17 protein-coding genes and 1 riboswitch are annotated in these 16,561 nt (G+C 47.2%); of the genes, 10 read left to right on the top strand and 7 right to left on the bottom strand.

The window, feature by feature from the left end; translation table 11 throughout:
* Positions 1–70 precede the first annotated feature (70 nt).
* Positions 71–175: riboswitch (SAM riboswitch) on the bottom strand.
* Positions 176–237: 62 nt separating this feature from the next.
* Positions 238–1,425, bottom strand: a complete 1,188-nt coding sequence (locus tag B2U10_RS03845) for an aminotransferase class I/II-fold pyridoxal phosphate-dependent enzyme (RefSeq protein WP_290785714.1) — start codon at positions 1,423–1,425, stop codon at positions 238–240.
* 148 nt (positions 1,426–1,573) lie between these two features.
* On the opposite strand from B2U10_RS03845, the gene B2U10_RS03840 reads away from it, so the two are divergent.
* Positions 1,574–3,184 carry an alpha-glucosidase gene (locus B2U10_RS03840; RefSeq protein ID WP_290785711.1) on the top strand — a complete coding sequence of 537 codons (1,611 nt, stop codon included), beginning with the start codon at positions 1,574–1,576 and terminating at the stop codon, positions 3,182–3,184.
* A gap of 62 nt (positions 3,185–3,246) precedes the next feature.
* On the opposite strand, the gene B2U10_RS03835 is transcribed toward B2U10_RS03840, so the two are convergent.
* The 3 genes from B2U10_RS03835 to B2U10_RS03825 form a co-directional block, all read right to left on the bottom strand.
* Positions 3,247–3,975: an MBL fold metallo-hydrolase gene (locus B2U10_RS03835; protein ID WP_035410300.1), complete on the bottom strand. Its 729-nt coding sequence runs from the start codon at positions 3,973–3,975 to the stop codon at positions 3,247–3,249.
* A gap of 126 nt (positions 3,976–4,101) precedes the next feature.
* Positions 4,102–4,908, bottom strand: coding sequence for an SMP-30/gluconolactonase/LRE family protein (locus B2U10_RS03830; RefSeq protein ID WP_056063188.1), 807 nt, complete (start codon positions 4,906–4,908; stop codon positions 4,102–4,104).
* A gap of 179 nt (positions 4,909–5,087) precedes the next feature.
* On the bottom strand, positions 5,088–5,351 hold the full coding sequence (locus tag B2U10_RS03825) for a metal-sensitive transcriptional regulator (RefSeq protein WP_035410294.1): 264 nt from the start codon (positions 5,349–5,351) through the stop codon (positions 5,088–5,090).
* Positions 5,352–5,577: 226 nt separating this feature from the next.
* Here B2U10_RS03825 and B2U10_RS03820 point away from each other — a divergent pair, with 226 nt between their 5' ends.
* The 3 genes from B2U10_RS03820 to B2U10_RS03810 all read left to right on the top strand — a co-directional run bounded on the left by B2U10_RS03820 (position 5,578) and on the right by B2U10_RS03810 (position 9,082).
* Entirely contained in the window at positions 5,578–6,141 is a 564-nt protein-coding gene (locus B2U10_RS03820) for an RNA polymerase sigma factor (protein WP_290785708.1), read from the top strand.
* Entirely contained in the window at positions 6,122–6,859 is a 738-nt protein-coding gene (locus B2U10_RS03815) for an anti-sigma factor (RefSeq protein WP_035410288.1), read from the top strand. Before B2U10_RS03820 ends, B2U10_RS03815 begins: the two co-directional genes overlap by 20 nt.
* A 180-nt stretch (positions 6,860–7,039) precedes the next feature.
* Positions 7,040–9,082, top strand: a complete 2,043-nt coding sequence (locus B2U10_RS03810; RefSeq protein WP_035410285.1) for a bifunctional diguanylate cyclase/phosphodiesterase — start codon at positions 7,040–7,042, stop codon at positions 9,080–9,082.
* A gap of 233 nt (positions 9,083–9,315) precedes the next feature.
* Here B2U10_RS03810 and B2U10_RS03805 read toward each other — a convergent pair whose 3' ends face one another.
* From B2U10_RS03805 to B2U10_RS03795, 3 genes are read right to left on the bottom strand one after another with little or no spacing between them, the layout of a single operon-like run.
* Positions 9,316–9,663, bottom strand: a complete 348-nt coding sequence (locus tag B2U10_RS03805; RefSeq protein WP_035410282.1) for an iron-sulfur cluster biosynthesis family protein — start codon at positions 9,661–9,663, stop codon at positions 9,316–9,318.
* 51 nt (positions 9,664–9,714) lie between these two features.
* On the bottom strand, positions 9,715–10,443 hold the full coding sequence (locus tag B2U10_RS03800) for a tryptophan-rich sensory protein (RefSeq protein ID WP_214852355.1): 729 nt from the start codon (positions 10,441–10,443) through the stop codon (positions 9,715–9,717).
* Between the two features lie 59 nt (positions 10,444–10,502).
* On the bottom strand, positions 10,503–11,348 hold the full coding sequence (locus B2U10_RS03795; protein ID WP_290785703.1) for a DegV family protein: 846 nt from the start codon (positions 11,346–11,348) through the stop codon (positions 10,503–10,505).
* Positions 11,349–11,535: 187 nt separating this feature from the next.
* On the opposite strand from B2U10_RS03795, the gene B2U10_RS03790 reads away from it, so the two are divergent.
* The 6 genes from B2U10_RS03790 to B2U10_RS03765 all read left to right on the top strand — a co-directional run bounded on the left by B2U10_RS03790 (position 11,536) and on the right by B2U10_RS03765 (position 16,545).
* The gene (locus B2U10_RS03790) at positions 11,536–12,081 is read left to right on the top strand and encodes a helix-turn-helix domain-containing protein (protein WP_081780412.1); all 546 of its coding nucleotides are present in this window, start codon (positions 11,536–11,538) and stop codon (positions 12,079–12,081) included.
* Between the two features lie 13 nt (positions 12,082–12,094).
* Positions 12,095–13,189 carry an ABC transporter ATP-binding protein gene (locus tag B2U10_RS03785; protein WP_035410273.1) on the top strand — a complete coding sequence of 365 codons (1,095 nt, stop codon included), beginning with the start codon at positions 12,095–12,097 and terminating at the stop codon, positions 13,187–13,189.
* Positions 13,189–13,995 carry an ABC transporter permease gene (locus B2U10_RS03780; protein ID WP_414651173.1) on the top strand — a complete coding sequence of 269 codons (807 nt, stop codon included), beginning with the start codon at positions 13,189–13,191 and terminating at the stop codon, positions 13,993–13,995. Before B2U10_RS03785 ends, B2U10_RS03780 begins: the two co-directional genes overlap by 1 nt.
* On the top strand, positions 13,995–14,795 hold the full coding sequence (locus tag B2U10_RS03775; protein ID WP_035410268.1) for an ABC transporter permease: 801 nt from the start codon (positions 13,995–13,997) through the stop codon (positions 14,793–14,795). The genes B2U10_RS03780 and B2U10_RS03775 overlap by 1 nt, the downstream gene beginning before the upstream one ends.
* Positions 14,796–14,798: 3 nt before the next feature.
* Positions 14,799–15,869 (top strand): ABC transporter substrate-binding protein, encoded by a 1,071-nt coding sequence (locus B2U10_RS03770; RefSeq protein ID WP_056063175.1) that lies wholly within the window; start codon positions 14,799–14,801, stop codon positions 15,867–15,869.
* 163 nt (positions 15,870–16,032) lie between these two features.
* Positions 16,033–16,545: a hypothetical protein gene (locus tag B2U10_RS03765; protein ID WP_035410262.1), complete on the top strand. Its 513-nt coding sequence runs from the start codon at positions 16,033–16,035 to the stop codon at positions 16,543–16,545.
* Positions 16,546–16,561: the final 16 nt, after the last annotated feature.

Genomic DNA, 16,561 nt, shown 5'->3' with positions numbered 1-16,561 from the left:
GTACAAAAAAAGTCGCTTTTTCCTAGTAGCAGAGCAACCAGAAAAAAGCGACGAAAGTGTAAGATTTCGTAACTTATCTCTCAGAATGAATCCATTCTGTAGGATGTGGCACCGTTCCTGATAGGTGGTTGCCGGACGTCGTTGGGCCTAATCCCTCGGTCGCTCTCGATAAGTAGTTATGCTGTTGGGATTTACTTTAACGGAAATGATTCCCATCTGTCAAATGTTTTTTCAGAATTATTCCGCAACAGGTGTCCGGAACAGGTTGAGCGTTCCGATTCGGTCGACGGCCTCCTCTAGCCGTTCGACGTCAGCAATTAAGCTGATCCGCACGTATCCTTCGCCGTATTCACCAAAGAATGATCCAGGGGTCACGGCGACGTGTGCTTCGTCAAGCAGATGATCCGTGAAGCTTTGGGACGTGTATCCTTCCGGCACGGGGAGCCAGACGAAGAAGGAACCGCCCGGTCGTGGTCCACTCCAGCCGATTGCATCGAGTTTCGTAAACAATGCATCGCGTCGTGTTTCATATAAGCTACTTAACTCACGGACACATGTTTGGTCACTCGTCAGGGCAACGGTCGCTGCATGTTGGATCGGTGTGAAGGCACTGACGTAGAGATGTTCCTGATACGTCTCGATGCTTGAGATGACGGACGGATTTCCGATTGCGAAAGCGATTCGGAAGCCAGACATGTTGAAGCGTTTCGAGAGTGAGAACAACTCGATTCCGACATCTTTCGCCCCTTCCGTCTGCAAGAAGCTTCGTGTGGGACCATCAAAGCTGATGCCACCGTAGGCTAAATCATGGACGACACAAATATCATGGGCATCCGCGAAGGCAACTGTCTGTTCGAAGGCTTCTGCTGTCGCTGTCGCACCTGTCGGATTACTCGGGTAATTGAGGAACAACATCCGGGCGCGCTCGACATCTGTCGTATCAAGTAAATCGTAATCCGGCAGGAAGTTATTTTTCTCAAGCAATGGAAGCGTAATCGGGTAAGCACCAGCAAGTGCTGCTCCAGACAGGTAATCCGGGTACCCCGGATCCGGGACGATGACACCTTCTCCAGGATTGACGATCGTTTGTGGTAAGGCGACGATTCCGGCTTTACTACCGAGAAGAATTGCGACCTCGGTTGCCGGATCGATCGTGACGCCGAATTCGTTGGCATAAAAGCTCGCGACGGCTTGCTTTAGAAAATCATGTCCACGAAATGGTGGATATTGAAGGTTTGTTGGCTCATCGATCGCCTGTTTCAAGGCGTCGAGAATATGTACGGGCGTCGTTTGATCGGGTGTTCCTTGACCAAGGGTGATGACATCATGTCCGGCAGCTTTCACAGCACCGATCCGGTTCGCAAGTTCAGCGAAAACGGGAGCAGGAAGCCGATCGATGGCGATGGATGGAGCGAAATGTTTCATGGATGTGTGCCTCCTTCGTAGTATTGTCGTCAAGGATAACGAATATTCAGTCAAAAGAAAAGAACTTTTTTGAAATTCAAAAAAATCGTCCAATAAACAGGTACAGATATGTGGAGCGGGAATAGAGAGTAGGGAGAGGAGTGAGGAGATGAAGCGAGCTAGCTGGAAAGAAGCAGTCGTCTATCAAGTCTATTGGCGCAGTTTTAAGGATTCGAATGGGGACGGCATCGGTGATTTGCGAGGTGTCATCGACAAGCTAGATTACATCGCATCGCTTGGTGTCGATATCGTCTGGTTAAATCCATGTTACCGTTCTCCAGACATCGATAATGGCTATGATATTGCCGATTATTACACGATCATGGACAAGGCGGGGACGATGGGCGATCTACAAGAGTTGATCACAGCGGCTCACGCACGCGGCTTAAAGATAATTCTTGATTTGGTCGTCAATCATACGAGTGACCAGCATGACTGGTTCCGTCAGTCGCGGGACCGAATCCACGACAAGGATGATTGGTACATCTGGAAAGATGGAACGAAAGAGACTCCCCCGAACAATTGGCGGTCGTACTTTGCGCCGAGCCCGTGGACGTGGAGTGAAGAGCGCAAACAATATTATTTCCATTCTTTTGCAAAAGAGCAACCGGACTTAAACTGGGAACAACCGGCTGTCCGGCAAGCGATCTACGACATGATGAACTGGTGGATCGCTCAAGGGATTGACGGTTTCCGGATGGACGTCATCAACTTGATCAAAAAACGTTCGCTTGAGGATGTCGTCAATCCGTTTAATCTATCGTATCTCGGGAATCAACCAGGTGTGCACGACTTCCTTCAGGAAATGCATGCGAACGTCCTTGCCGGGAAAGACTTGTTCACGGTCGGTGAGATTCCGTTCGTTGGTCCGGAAGACGGTCTGTTATATGTCAGTGAAGAACGTGAAGAACTTCGAACGCTGTTTCACTTCGAAATCGCGGACGACATGGAGGCGATGGATCTTTTACGTTTCAAGGAAATTCAGAAACGATGGTATGACGTCTTGTATCCGTTAGGCGTAAATTCACAGTTTCTCAACAACCACGATCATACGCGACAAGTGACCCGCTTCGGCAGTGAACGATACCGAGTCGAGAGTGCGAAACTACTCGGTTTGATGTTGCATACATTACCTGGCATTCCATACGTGTATCAAGGAGAAGAGATTGGGATGACGGGGATTCGCTTCTCGGATCCGTCGCTCTATCAAGACGTCGCCTTTCGCAATCGATATGAAGAGCGCGTCGCTGGCGGCGAGGATCCGGAGGTCGTACTCTCGTCAATGCAGTTACTCGCACGCGATAACTCCCGCACGCCGATGCAGTGGGACGGTACGTACGCGGCAGGCTTTACGAATGGGAAACCGTGGTTAGCGGTCAATCCGAATTACACGGACATCAACGTCGCGCAAGCAGAAGCCGATCCATCATCCGTACTTGCCTTCTACCGAGCATTGATTCAGATGCGAAAGGATCATCCAATCATGGTCTATGGTACGTATCGCGACTTAGCTCTTCATGATCCGTATCTCTACATCTATGAGCGGGAACTAGAGGGAGAAGTGTGGCGGATCGTTCTCAACGTGCATGATGAACCGATGCAAACTGCCTTCGTTTTATCACAAGATAAGTTGCTTGTGTCGAACTATCCAGATATCTCGGATGAACTACGTCCTTATGAAGCACGTGTATATCGACATACTGTTACAGAACAGAATTGAACTGCTGGACGAAAAAACATCCGCGACGTGTCAGGAACGCGTCGCGGATGTTTTTTCGTGTGTTATTTGAAAGGTGACGATTTTTTCGTCTGTAAGACTTGCGTGAATCGATCGACGGCTTGGCGCATCTCGTAACTTGGTCCAAGGATGAGGGGACCATGTCCGACGGCAAGAATATCTGGAGACAGTTCCGTTAATTGATCGGCGGAGCGAAGAGCAACGTCCGGATCCCATGTCGCAAGTGCTGGGAACGGAAATTGCCAACGGACGTCACCGGAGACAGCGAGTCCCCCTTGTGTCTGAAAGGCATCTCCGGCGATCAGCATCCGACTACCTTCATGCCAAAGAGAAATCGAACCAGGTGTATGACCTGGCGAGGCGATGACGCTGAGGCTACCGACTTGTTGACCACTTTCGAGCAATCGATCTGGACGTGTTTTGATGTTTTTCGGAATACCGCCTTTTAAGGGGGTCGTTTCGCCTTCGCGTAGCGTCTCGTCCCCACTGAGCAATGCGGCATCACGGTAACTGATGCAGACTTGAGCGAGAGGAAAGGCATTCGCAAGGAAATCGAGCGAGCCGACATGATCGGCATGTGCGTGTGTCAGGATAATCGCGCCGAGCGGTTTTTCTTGCTTTCGAATATAGTGATAAAGCGCCTTTGCGTTGATTCCGAGTCCGGCGTCAATCAATGTCAAACTGTCTGCTTCTTCAAACAGGTAGCAATTGACCGGGAAAAAGGATGGGGTCGTCTGCAATTGGTGTAAACGTTCGATGATCGTGACACGCATCGGCTTCACTCCTTCAAAAAGTAAATAGACTTCTTCTTTAGTATCGTCTGTTTTTGAATAGGCGTCTAGACGGATTATGTGTAAAAAGAGGCACCATCTATTACTAGATGATCCCTCCCATGCTAATTATTCAAATGTCACAGCGAAGACAGCACCGGCATGTGGTGCATCATCTCCGTTGGCAGCTGTTGTGACGAGTAAGCGATCTTCGTAAAAAATCGGACATGTCGGATTCGAGACAGGGAAGTCGACATGATCCAGTTTTTCGCCCGTCGTAAGATTCCAACGTGTGATACATGATCCGGCGTAATGTGCGATCCAAGCATGACCTTCAGCATCCTTCGTCATACCATCCGGGAATCCTTCTTCCTCTTCGAGATCAACGGCGACGCGTTTATTCGAAAGTGGGGCATCGGGAGCGTAGTCGAAGGCATAGACTTTTTTCGTTGGTGTATCAATATGATAGAGCGTCTTGCCGTCTTCTGACCAGACGAGTCCATTGGAGTTCGTCAAGTCTTCGTGTAAAACATCGATGGAACCGTCATGACGCAGACGGAACAGCCCAGCTGTTTTACCGTCTTCTTCATTAATGCTACCAGCGACATATTGTCCGGTCGGATCGAGCTTGCCATCGTTCATCCGATCAGAATCCGGTAATGACAATTGATGTTCGAGAGACAGATGACCTTCCTTGAGATCGAACGTGCCAAAGCCATGTGCTGATGTGACACGCAATAAGTCCGGAGCATCCGTCAAGGCAATCGATGTAATAGCGCTTGGCAACGTATATGGTTTAAGTGCTTCTGTAACAAGATCATATGAAAAGAGCAGTTGATTCGGAATATCGACGAAATAAAAGCGTTTTGTTTTTGCGTCGTAAACAGGAGATTCACCTGTCTTACACGTGATATCAATGAATAGGGAAACGGTCATGAGTACTCTTCCTCCTAAGCGGACGGCTCTACATGCTGTCCAAGTAATAACAATTTAGTATACCTGTTTTGATACGCAATCAAACCTAAGTCAAGGTGTACACTCGCATCGACTTTGGGAAAAGAAACGTTTAAAAAAATAGCCTGCTTCCAAAGCAGACTATCGGTATGAACGTGACGTCAGCGGCTTTTCACCAGTAGGTTGACCGCTTCCTTCACGAGTTCTTCTGTTTGTCCATCGCCGTTTTGTTCTGCTTCCTTGACACACTCGATCAAATTCGAGCTAACGACGACGCCGATCGTCCGGTCAATCGCAGAACGGGCAGCGGAGAGCTGGGTGATGACATCGCGGCAATCTTGCCCTTCTTCCATCATCCGTAAAATACCTCGTAGCTGTCCTTCAATCCGACTAACACGGTTTTTCATCTTCCGATCATAATCCATCTTTATTCCTCCGATTCCCGTTGACCTGACGTCATGTAGTATCTTTATGCTATGCCCATTACGGTATCGCTGTCAATTCAGCAGAATTTTAAGCTATACTTTTAATAGAATGAGGGAATATGGATGTGGTGAAGTTTTTTACTTAGAAAATGGATGAAATCGAAAACGATTTGGTGTCAGCTTACGTATACTATATGATAGGGCTGACGTCAGAAGGAGGAGAAGGATGCACACTCAATCCGATGAATCGCTTTATCATCTGATGCGTAGCGGTGACGAGCAAGCTCTCGAGACATTATACGATAAGTACGAGAGGTTATTGTTTTCATTCGCCCATCGCTTTACGAATAATGACCGGTTGTCCGAAGAAGTCATACAGGAAGTATGGATGAAGATTTGGAATGGTCGTGTTGATTTTGATACACAAAAAGGAAAGTTTTCATCGTGGATTTTAACGATTACACGTAACGCGGCACTCGATTGTCTCCGTCGTGAAAAACGACAACCGACGATCGAAGTCGAAGATCGGGATGGTGGATACGACGAGCCGGTCGAGCGGACGGTCATGCAGCGGGAAACGGCTGCTGAAGTACGCGGCGCGGTTAGTGAATTGAAGCCAGAACAGCAAGAGCTGATTGAACTCGTTTACTTCCAGGGGATGACGCAACAACAGATTTCAGAGCAGCTCGATTTACCTCTTGGAACGGTCAAGACGCGAATCAGGAGCGCGATTCAAGCATTACGAAAACGAATGGATGGGAGGGAACGAGATGGAAGAACGTTGTCATGACTTAATCGATTATTTTAATGGAACATTATCCGCAGCTGATCGCGACGCGTTCGAAGCGCATCTTGCGACGTGCGAAGAATGTCGTGAAGCGCTTTTAGAAATGGAAGAACTCATGCTTCCCATCGCTGAATCGCTTCCGGAGCGACCCGTTCCTGCAGGTATGAAAGCACGAATTCTTGGAGAAGTCCTTGGTTCAGCAGAGGCAGCGTCTCCGAAGGAAGCACCGATGACTACTCCGGTAGACATTAAACAAGCACGTCAGCAACAAACGAAGAAGAAGAGTGTGCCACTCGGTTGGTTGATGAGTATCGCCGCCGCCTTGATTCTCTCGCTTGGTGCGAATGCCTACTTCCTGTCACAGGAAGAGAGCACAGATACACCAGAGACGTTAGCCATGGATGAGATCAAAGGGATGGGGAACTTTGAAAGTACCGAGTCCATTAAAGGATCGAGCATGATTTTCACGCAAAACGATAAATCGTATATGCTCGTTCAACTGAAAGATTTACCACCGCTTCAAAAAGGTCAGCTCTATCAATTGTGGACGCTCGAAGGAGAGACGCCTACTGCGAACGGTGTCATCGAAAAAGATGGAGAGGCAGCAGCTGTCTTCCCGCTTAAAGGAGACGGAAAAGTTGATGCCGTCGCCATCACGGTTGAACCCGAACCGGATTTAGAAAAACCGACGGGTGAAATCGTCGCATCGGTAGCACTCTAAAAATGATGTTTAACGGATCCGTCTCGAGCGGATCCGTTTTTGTGTAAAATGTCGAGTGGATTAGGTAAAAAAGTGATGGAATGATAAGAAATCAAACGAATTTCTAAATTTCACTGAAAAAAAGAGTCAGAGCAGACGATAGTTAGGAGAATGACATTTCATAAGGAGAGACCTCATACAATGAATGAATGGATCATCTTAACGAAACACTACGAAGTGACATTAGTCGTGGTATCGGTGCTCGTTGCCATCCTCGGCTCATATGGTTCACTGGAGTTAAATCGTCGTCTAGCGAAAGCGACTTCCTTAAAGAAGCGTGCCTTGTTCCTCTCGTCGTTGACGATGGGGTTATCGATCTGGGGAATGCATTTCGTCGGGATGGGGGCATTCGCTCTGTCCGTCACGGTTCGCTATGATTGGTTTTTAATGTTCTTATCCGTCATTCCCGCTATTTTGGCTGCTTTCATTGCCTTTCATTTGTTGTACTCGTCGACGATTACGCGAAAGAAGGTCATTTTAGCAGGATCCCTGATGGGGAGCGGAATCGCTACGATGCATTACCTTGGCATGATGGCGATGGAGTTCGGTGGAGCCGTTCGGTATGAGAAGAGTTTATTTTTTTTATCCGTCCTGATTGCAGTCACTGTCGCCTATATCGCCTTGCTACTTCTTCATCGCTTGAGACATGTCGCTAAGAAACGGATCTTGATTCCCATCGCAGTCGTGATGGGGTTTGCCATCTCTTCGATGCATTATGTCGGAATGCTCGGCACATCGTTCTGTATTCCAGCCTCAGATGCCGGACTTATCGGTGATGCTCCAATCACGTCGAACATCTTGAATGAAGTCGCGATACCGGTCTTCTTGATTCTCGTGTTGATTGCAGGTCTCTACATTCACCTCGAACGTCGTGCACTGCAGATGATGGCGTATACCGATCATCTGACGGGATTACACAACCGACGATGGCTCGATCATCACATGACGAAAGTCGATGCCCAGTATGGTCGTGCTAAGCAGGAGATGGCGATGGCGTTACTTGATCTTGATGGATACAAATGGGTCAATGACACATTCGGATTCGATAAGGGAGATGCGGTCATCCGCCAATTCGCAGAACGGATGTTACAGACGTTGAAGGAAGATGAAGCGTGTATTCGTTATAACGGGACGCAGTTCTTCCTCATCAAACGTGTCTCACAAGAAGACATGACAGATGTTTTCGAACAAATTTTAGACGATGTACGTCTTCCGATTGATCTCGAAGATCAACCGGTTCATTTGACAGCAACGATGGGCGTCATCCTCCCGAATGCGAAGGAATCACTTGAGATGCGAATCGGTCAGATGGAGAGTGCGCTTCGGGCTGGCAAAAATGAGGGGCGTGATCGCTTCATCGTGTATGATGACTCACTACACTCGGATCGTAGAGAGCAATTGATTGTCGGATCCTTACGCCGGGCGATGACGGATTTCAAGGAGTTCGCCCTCGTCTATCAACCGAAGATCGCCCTTGCGACGGGAAAAGTTGATCAAGCGGAAGTCTTGATCCGCTGGAATCATCCGAAGTTTGGTTTCATCTCACCGGCGGAGTTCATCCCGCTTGCAGAAAAATACAGTTTGATTCACCGTTTAACTGAGTGGGTACTCAAAGAGACCGTCGCCCAGATGGAGATTTGGAAGAAGGAAGATTATTTCATTCGCCAAGTCTCGGTGAACTTATCGGCGATGCATTTCCGGTCCGAGTCACACAACTTAATGATTAAGGAAATCGTCCACCATTCATTGAAGAATGGGAGCGAACTACAGCTACAGCTTGAAATCACGGAAACATCCGTCATGGAGAACCTCGATCGGGCAATGATGATGCTCGGTGAACTGAAACAACTCAGTCTGACGATCGCACTTGATGATTTCGGAACGGGTCTATCATCATTGACACACCTGAAGCATCTCCCGATTGATATCCTGAAGATCGATAAATCGTTCATCGATGAAGTCCCGCATGACGAACGCGGAACGGCAATCACGGAAATGATCATCCAGCTTGCGAAGAGTCTCGGGATCGAAGTCGTCGCGGAAGGCGTCGAGACACTCGAACAGCATCTTTTCCTAAAACGTCTCGGTTGTGATTATGGACAAGGTTATTATTACAGTAAGCCGATGCATGTGAAGGATCTGAATCAGCGGACGATTGAAGAGACCGTTCTAAATGTCGGATAAAGCAATCCAAACACGACTTTCGTTCGTATACTAGATAAGCATGCGAGGATGATGCATGCGACGTTTGGGGGGACGCAAAGCGCTGGATTTTCTCACCAGCTTGTGCACGACGCAGACAGACATCTAGTACATTCAATCATACTCAGACCATCCAAGCTTTTAACGTAGCACCTGTCTGTTCGAACACAAACAAAGGCAACTTCCATCGCGGAAGTTGCCTTTTTCGTCTGTGCTTATGAACGAACTGTCAGGACACAGCCTGTCTGATCCGTAACGAGCACGTTCGTATTGAAGTATTGTCCATCGCTTTTAAGGATCAACGCTTTTTTCTCCGCGTTGTAATCGAGCGTCATGTCTTGATCGAGGAAATGACTCGACCATCGTTTGACAAGAACGGGTCCGACATTCGAGTCGATCGTCATGTCTTCCGGTGTCGCTTCATCGACGAGACGAATACTGAAAATACCAGAGTTTCCGCAACCGCAACCTTCTGTATCGTAGTAGAGGTGTAGTTGACCGGATACTTCACCGCGTAATTGATTGATTCGTTCCTGAGCAGATGGTGTAAATGTGATGTTCATGGTCATTCACTCCTTTTCTCTAGTATACGCCGTTCGAATGAGAAAGGAACGTCACTTGCTCACGCTGACTCGACGGCGCATCCGTACAAGAAGGAAGATATACCCGGCTAACAATAAGACGACGCTACCGAGAACCGCCGTATCGACGAGACCGTTATCCGACTCGAAATTGATTGCGATGTACGCCCAGACGAAGACGAGCGGATAAATCGGATCGCGGTTTGCGAACATGAAGAGAAGGGCGACGATGACACCGACGACAAGCATAATCATCGTCCAACCGGCATCTCCGATTCCAAGCCACGACGTCACGCCCTCTGCGTTGATCGTTAGGAAGATGTCGGCGATCGTTGCGACCGATACCCAGCCGAGATAAAGCGAGAAAGGTAGCTTGAAGCGTAAGCCTTTCGTCTCGCGGTCGATTTTCGAGTAGATGACGATCAATGACAGCAAGAGACCAACGATGACGACGACAGATACGACGAACAATTCGAAGGTGAATGAGACAATCCAGCCAGCATTGAATAAACAGCTGATCAGGAACCATGGTCCGATTTTTTTCGCCAGTTCATGTTCCTTGAATTTTGGGATCGTTTGGAGAATCAACCAAATGAGTAAAATCGTATAGATCAATCCCCAAATCGAGAACGCATAACCAGCCGGTTTGAATAACGTAAAGATGGAGTCAGAAATCCGTCCTGTCTTTCCACCATCGAGGGCGTTCACAGCAATCGTAAAGATGAAGCCGACCCAGTTAAGCCAAATCCATTTATTTTTCAAACAAAAAACCTCCTTTATTCTCTAAAGAAGGTTTACCCAAAAATCATTTTCATTAGTCATCATGGTCGACGCGTCGGGTTCAAAAAGGACATGCCGATGGCGGGGTTTCCGGTATGTGAACCGAGAACCGGCGTTAAATCATCGATTCGGACCCGGACGTCGAACTGTGCTTCGAGTCGATTTTTCCAATCGAGCGCCAGTTCATACGCTGTCGCGTGGAACAACGAGATGTCCGTCACTTGACCGCGCTCGAGAATCAAAACAAGGTGATCAAAAATCTTTGAATGGGCTTTCTTGAACGTCCGAACGGTTTGGTATGGAACGATCTTTCCTTCTTCGAAGTGGAACAACGGACGCAGTTGCAACAAGTTACCGACGAATGCCTTCGTCGAGGAGATCCGTCCACCGGCTTGCAATTGATCGAGGTTCGCGACAGTGAATTCGATATGGTGGTCGAAACGACGCTCCAGAATGAACTGTTCGACGGATTCAATCGAATGTCCCGCTTCGATGAGCTCGATTGCCTCTGCTAAGAGCTGACCAGCCGGATAAATCCCACAACGAGAATCAATCGCGATCAAGCGGAAGCCGGCAATTTCTGCGCCTTGGACGGACGCGTTATACGTTCCGCTCAGTTCACTCGACAGGTGGACAGCAAAACCGATGTCGTAATCTTCTTTTAGTTGTTCGTAGTGTTCGGTAAAACTACCGATGGAAGGTTGGCTCGTCGTCACTTTATGTTTTGCATCAATCCAGCTATAGACGGTTTCCGCATTTACATCGACCCCATCGATGAAACTTTCACCATCCTTCATGACGAGTAAAGGGACAACCGAGAGATCGTCGCGCTTTGCGATCGTATCCGGTAAAATCGTCGTACTATCAGTGATCCAAGCAATCCGCATTACAAGTTCCTCCTCAAATTAGTACCTGATAATAATTGTAGGTGTAAGCGTTCTCGCTGTCAAATGAACATTAAAAAATATCAAACGTTTTAGTTGATTAAATAATGAAATACGCTATAATCGGTACGTGATTAGTAAACTTTTAGTCATCTTATACTAAACTAAGCCGATGAGAGGAGGACGTCGATTGTACTCAATCGGACAAAAAATCAAGAACCTCCGTCTTCAAAAGGGATTGACGCAAGAGGAACTCGGGGAAAGAACAGACCTGAGTAAAGGGTACATCTCGCAACTCGAACGGGAAATCAGTTCCCCATCGATCGAGACATTGTTTCATCTCCTTGAAGTCCTTGGCATCTCACCGAAGGATTTCTTTGATGAGGACGCACTCAATCAAAAAGTCGTCTATGGAGAAGAAGATGTCACAACATATGCGGACGAAGAACAAGGGTATCATGTCACATGGCTCATCCCGGAATCGAATGAAAAAGAGATGGAACCGGTCCTGCTGACACTTGCGCCAGGGGGAGCCTTCAAGACGTATGAACCTTCGGGGGCGGAGACATTCGTCTATGTGCTCGCGGGGAACGTCACGTTGACGCTCGGACGTCAGTCTTTTTTAGCGAAGCAAGGGGAGACACTTTACTATAAGGCTTCAGAAATTCATCAATTACGCAATGAGTCAATGCAAGAGACAAAGGTCCTCGTGACCGCAACCGACTCATACCTATAAAGGAGGAACTAGATTGGCAGATACTACGATCATTCAATTCAAGGACGTCACGAAACGTTATGACGATCAGACCGTTCTTGATCAAGTCAGCTTTGAAATCGAACGCGGCAAGTTCTATACGTTACTCGGACCATCGGGTTGCGGGAAAACGACGATCTTACGACTTATAGCCGGTTTTTCGGAAGCGACAGAGGGAGACATTATCTTCGACGGGAAACGGATCAATGATGTGCCGGCGAACAAACGTCAAGTTAATACCGTTTTCCAAGATTACGCACTGTTCCCACACTTAAATGTCTTCGAAAACATTGCTTTTGGTCTTCGGATCAAGAAGGTGAAGGAAGCGGAAATCGCACAACGTGTGACCGATGCATTGAAGTTCGTCAACTTGTCCGGTTATGAGAAACGGGAAATCACCGAGATGTCGGGTGGACAACGGCAGCGTGTCGCGATTGCCCGGGCAATCGTCAATGAACCGGAAGTCATCTTGCTCGATGAGCCGCTCTCGGCACTCGACTTGAAATTGCGGACAGAGATGCAATATGAGCTCCGTGACTTACAACGTCGTCTTGGGATCACGTTCATCTTCGTCACACATGACCAAGAAGAGGCACTCGCGATGTCAGATGAAATCTTCGTTCTCAATCACGGTGTCATTCAACAATCGGGAACGCCGACAGATATTTATGATGAACCGATCAACCGCTTCGTCGCGGACTTCATCGGCGAGTCGAATATCATTCCTGGACGTATGATCGAAGATTATCGAGTTTGGTTCGCAGAAAAAGAATTCGAATGTGTTGACCGCGGTCTTGAGCTGAACGAACCGGTCGAAATCGTCATTCGTCCCGAGGATCTTGAAATTACGAATGTGACACAAGGAAAACTAAAGGTTACGGTCGACTCACAGTTGTTCCGTGGGGTGCACTATGAAATCGCCTGTATGGATGAAGTCGGAAACGAATGGCTCGTCCACAGTACGAAAAAAGCGACGGTTGGTGAACAAATCGGTCTGACGTTTGATCCGGAAGCGATCCACGTCATGCGATTGAACGAGACGGAAGAAGAATTTGATAAGCGTCTGGAATCCTACGACGGGGTGTTATGATGCAGAAATCACGTAACTGGTATCTCATCCCGTATCTATTCTGGATCGCCTTATTCGTCATCGCACCAATTGTGCTCGTCGTCTATTATTCGTTTCTTGATCTTGATGGCAATTTCTCATTTGAGAACTACCGGAACTTCTTCACATCGACGTATCTAACGATGACGCTTAGTTCGTTCTGGTATGCTTTTTTGATCACCTTGTTTTCACTCTTGATCGGTTATCCGACGGCTTATTTGCTGACGAAGACGAAACATAAACAACTTTGGCTGTTGCTCGTCATCTTGCCGACGTGGATCAACTTATTGTTGAAAACCTACGCCTTCATCGGATTGTTCAGTACGTATGGTCTCGCAAATCAAACGCTTGAAGCGATCGGAATCGGACGGAAGCAAATCCTGTTTACCGATTTCAGTTTTGTCTTCGTCTCGGTTTACATTTTCATTCCGTTCATGATCCTACCGATCTTCAACGCGATAGAAAAACTGAACCCATCGCTCGTCTTCGCGGCACGTGATCTCGGAGCTTCAAATTTCACGACATTCCGTCGTGTCGTCTTTCCGTTGACACTTGACGGTGTGAAATCAGGCTGTCAGCTTGTCTTCATTCCGGCATTGTCACTGTTCATGATCACGCGTTTGATTGCCGGGAACCGCGTCATTACGCTCGGTACGGCGATTGAACAGCAATTCCTCGTGACACAGAACTGGGGCATGGGCGCTACGATTGCCGTCTTCCTCATCATCGCGATGGCAATCATCCTTGCCTTGACAAGTACGAAACGGAAGAAAGGAGCGACGACTTGATGAAACGTCTGAAACTAGCAAATCTTTATTTGATCGGTGTCTTCATCATTTTGTATGCTCCGATTTTTTATCTCGCATTCTATTCGTTCAACAGCGCTGATAACATGACGAACTTCGATTCGTTCACGTGGGATTGGTATAAGGAAGTCTTCCAAGATTCACGCTTGTTGATCATCGTCTTGAACACACTCGTCATCGCGTTGTTGTCAGCTGCAATCTCGACGATTCTCGGAGTATTCGGAGCGATCGGGATCCAGGCGGTCCGCAAGAAACGTGTCGAGACGTCGTTGTTGACGCTCAACAGTATCTTGATCGTCAGCCCCGATGTCATCATCGGAGCATCGTTTTTGATCTTCTTTACGATGCTTGGAATCCAGCTTGGCTTTACGTCAGTCTTACTCTCTCATATCGCGTTTTCGGTACCGATCGTCGTCATTCTCGTCTTGCCGAAATTACAGGAGATGAGTCCAACGCTCGTCGATGCGGCGCGTGACTTAGGCGCGAGTCGCTGGGATGTCTTAACGAAGGTCGTCCTGCCGTACATCACACCCGGTATCTTTGCTGGATTCTTTACAGCATTGACGTATTCACTTGACGATTTTGCGGTGACATTCTTCGTGACAGGAAACGGCTTTACGACATTATCTGTCGAAATCTACTCACTTGCCCGCCAAGGGATTTCGATGAAGATCAATGCGTTGTCGACCGTCATCTTCTTGTTTACATTCCTGCTCGTCATCGGCTACTACTTCTTGAACCAACGAGCTGCTACGAAGCTTTCGCGACCGGAGGTGAAATGACCGTTGAAAAAATTGATTCAATTATTCGTCGCGATTTTCTTGATCTCGGGTGTCATCCTATTCACCTTGAATCAGTTAAACGAGACACAAGGGTATTCAGGTAAGAATGTCTTGAACATTTATAACTGGGGCGATTATATCGATCCGGCACTGATCAAACAGTTTGAAAAAGAGAGTGGCATCAAGGTCGTCTATCAGACATTCGACTCGAACGAAGCGATGTTGACGAAAATCGAACAGGGAGGAACGACGTATGATATCGCCGTCCCATCCGACTATGCGATCGCAAAGATGATCGATGAGAAGCTTGTCCTGCCGATTGATCATCAAAAAATCCCGAATCTCAAAAATATCGATTCACGTTTCTTGGATCTATCCTTTGATCCGAAAAATAAATATTCGATTCCGTATTTCTGGGGAACGGTCGGTATCGTCTACAACAAAGACTTGATCGGAAAAAAACCAACGAGCTGGAAGGATCTATGGGATCCGAAGCTGAAGAACCAGATTCTACTTGCCGATGGTGCGCGTGAAGTAATAGGTATGAGTTTGAACAGTCTCGGTTATTCCTTGAATGAGACGGATGAGTCGAAGCTACAGGAAGCAAAAGCGAACCTGATGCGTTTGACGCCAAATGTCAAAGCGATCGTCGGGGACGAAATCAAGTTATTGCTTGCGAACGAAGAAGCAGGACTTGGTGTCGTCTGGTCTGGAGATGCGAACGAGATCATGAGTGAAAACGACAAACTTGACTATGTCATTCCAAAAGAAGGCTCGAACGTCTGGTTCGATAATATCGTCATTCCAAAGACAGCTAAAAACGTCAAGGGAGCACATCAGTTCATCAACTTCATGTTACGCCCAGATATTTCAGCGAAAAATGCGGACTACGTCGGTTATTCGACACCGAACAAAGAAGGCTTAAAGTTACTCGACAAGTCGGTTCGGACAGATAAACGATTCTATCCTGATAAACAAGTCACTGATACGCTTGAAGTCTATGAGAACCTCGGGAAGAAGATGCTCGCGCATTACAATGAGTTGTTCTTAGAGTTTAAGATGCATAAGAAATGAGGAAAAACCTAGTGCTAGGGGGCACTAGGTTCTTTTTTTATTTCTCTTCATAAAAATAAATATAAGTTCCCAAAAAAAAACTGTAAAAACTGAATAATTTTTTGAAATAGGGGAATCAGTTTATTATCAACGCCTTTTTACAGGCACCGGGGAGGACATCATCATGAAACAAGTTCTAGGAATCATCTTAACTGCCGCTCTCACTGTCAGCATCGTGTCAGGCACTTCATATAAACAGCAACCGGTCGAGGCATCAAAACAATCAGACGTCAAATGGCTTCAAGAAATTCAAACACAAGCGAAACAAGCGCGCTCACTCGATGGAAAAGTCGTACTTGAAAAAACGACACTTGCACAAGTACATAAAGCGTACAAAGGTGAAAAGAACTCCAATTGGTGTCAAAGTGGAAATGGTCTTGCTTCAGCAGATCGCTCCCTTCATTACTGTTCAACGTATGGCGTGAAGGACACAAAAGCTAAAGTTAGCGCCATCGTCTATGATCCAAAGCAAATCAAACGGACGGTGACGGTCAAAGAAGCTAAAAAAGCATATCCGACAGCGAAACTCGATAAAACATTCAACGTCATGACTGTTTCCTCGAAACAGGTCAACATTTATCTAAATTTAAATTCCGACCGTACACAAGTCATGTCAATTCTAGTAAAATATAACTAACGAAAAAGGATGACCG

It is taken from the genome of Exiguobacterium sp. UBA7533 (genome assembly GCF_002479335.1).
Taxonomy (GTDB): Bacteria; Bacillota; Bacilli; order Exiguobacteriales; family Exiguobacteriaceae; genus Exiguobacterium_A.
Note: the sequence above shows the minus strand (reverse complement) of the source record. Positions and strands in the feature narration are given on the sequence as shown.

Coding starts and splice junctions, on each gene's coding strand:
- B2U10_RS03845 (WP_290785714.1), bottom strand. CDS start 1,425: ATGAAACATTTCGCTCCATCCATCGCCATCGATCGGCTTCCTGCTCCC.
- B2U10_RS03840 (WP_290785711.1), top strand. CDS start 1,574: ATGAAGCGAGCTAGCTGGAAAGAAGCAGTCGTCTATCAAGTCTATTGG.
- B2U10_RS03835 (WP_035410300.1), bottom strand. CDS start 3,975: ATGCGTGTCACGATCATCGAACGTTTACACCAATTGCAGACGACCCCA.
- B2U10_RS03830 (WP_056063188.1), bottom strand. CDS start 4,908: ATGACCGTTTCCCTATTCATTGATATCACGTGTAAGACAGGTGAATCT.
- B2U10_RS03825 (WP_035410294.1), bottom strand. CDS start 5,351: ATGGATTATGATCGGAAGATGAAAAACCGTGTTAGTCGGATTGAAGGA.
- B2U10_RS03820 (WP_290785708.1), top strand. CDS start 5,578: ATGCACACTCAATCCGATGAATCGCTTTATCATCTGATGCGTAGCGGT.
- B2U10_RS03815 (WP_035410288.1), top strand. CDS start 6,122: ATGGAAGAACGTTGTCATGACTTAATCGATTATTTTAATGGAACATTA.
- B2U10_RS03810 (WP_035410285.1), top strand. CDS start 7,040: ATGAATGAATGGATCATCTTAACGAAACACTACGAAGTGACATTAGTC.
- B2U10_RS03805 (WP_035410282.1), bottom strand. CDS start 9,663: ATGAACATCACATTTACACCATCTGCTCAGGAACGAATCAATCAATTA.
- B2U10_RS03795 (WP_290785703.1), bottom strand. CDS start 11,348: ATGCGGATTGCTTGGATCACTGATAGTACGACGATTTTACCGGATACG.
- B2U10_RS03780 (WP_414651173.1), top strand. CDS start 13,189: ATGCAGAAATCACGTAACTGGTATCTCATCCCGTATCTATTCTGGATC.
- B2U10_RS03775 (WP_035410268.1), top strand. CDS start 13,995: ATGAAACGTCTGAAACTAGCAAATCTTTATTTGATCGGTGTCTTCATC.
- B2U10_RS03765 (WP_035410262.1), top strand. CDS start 16,033: ATGAAACAAGTTCTAGGAATCATCTTAACTGCCGCTCTCACTGTCAGC.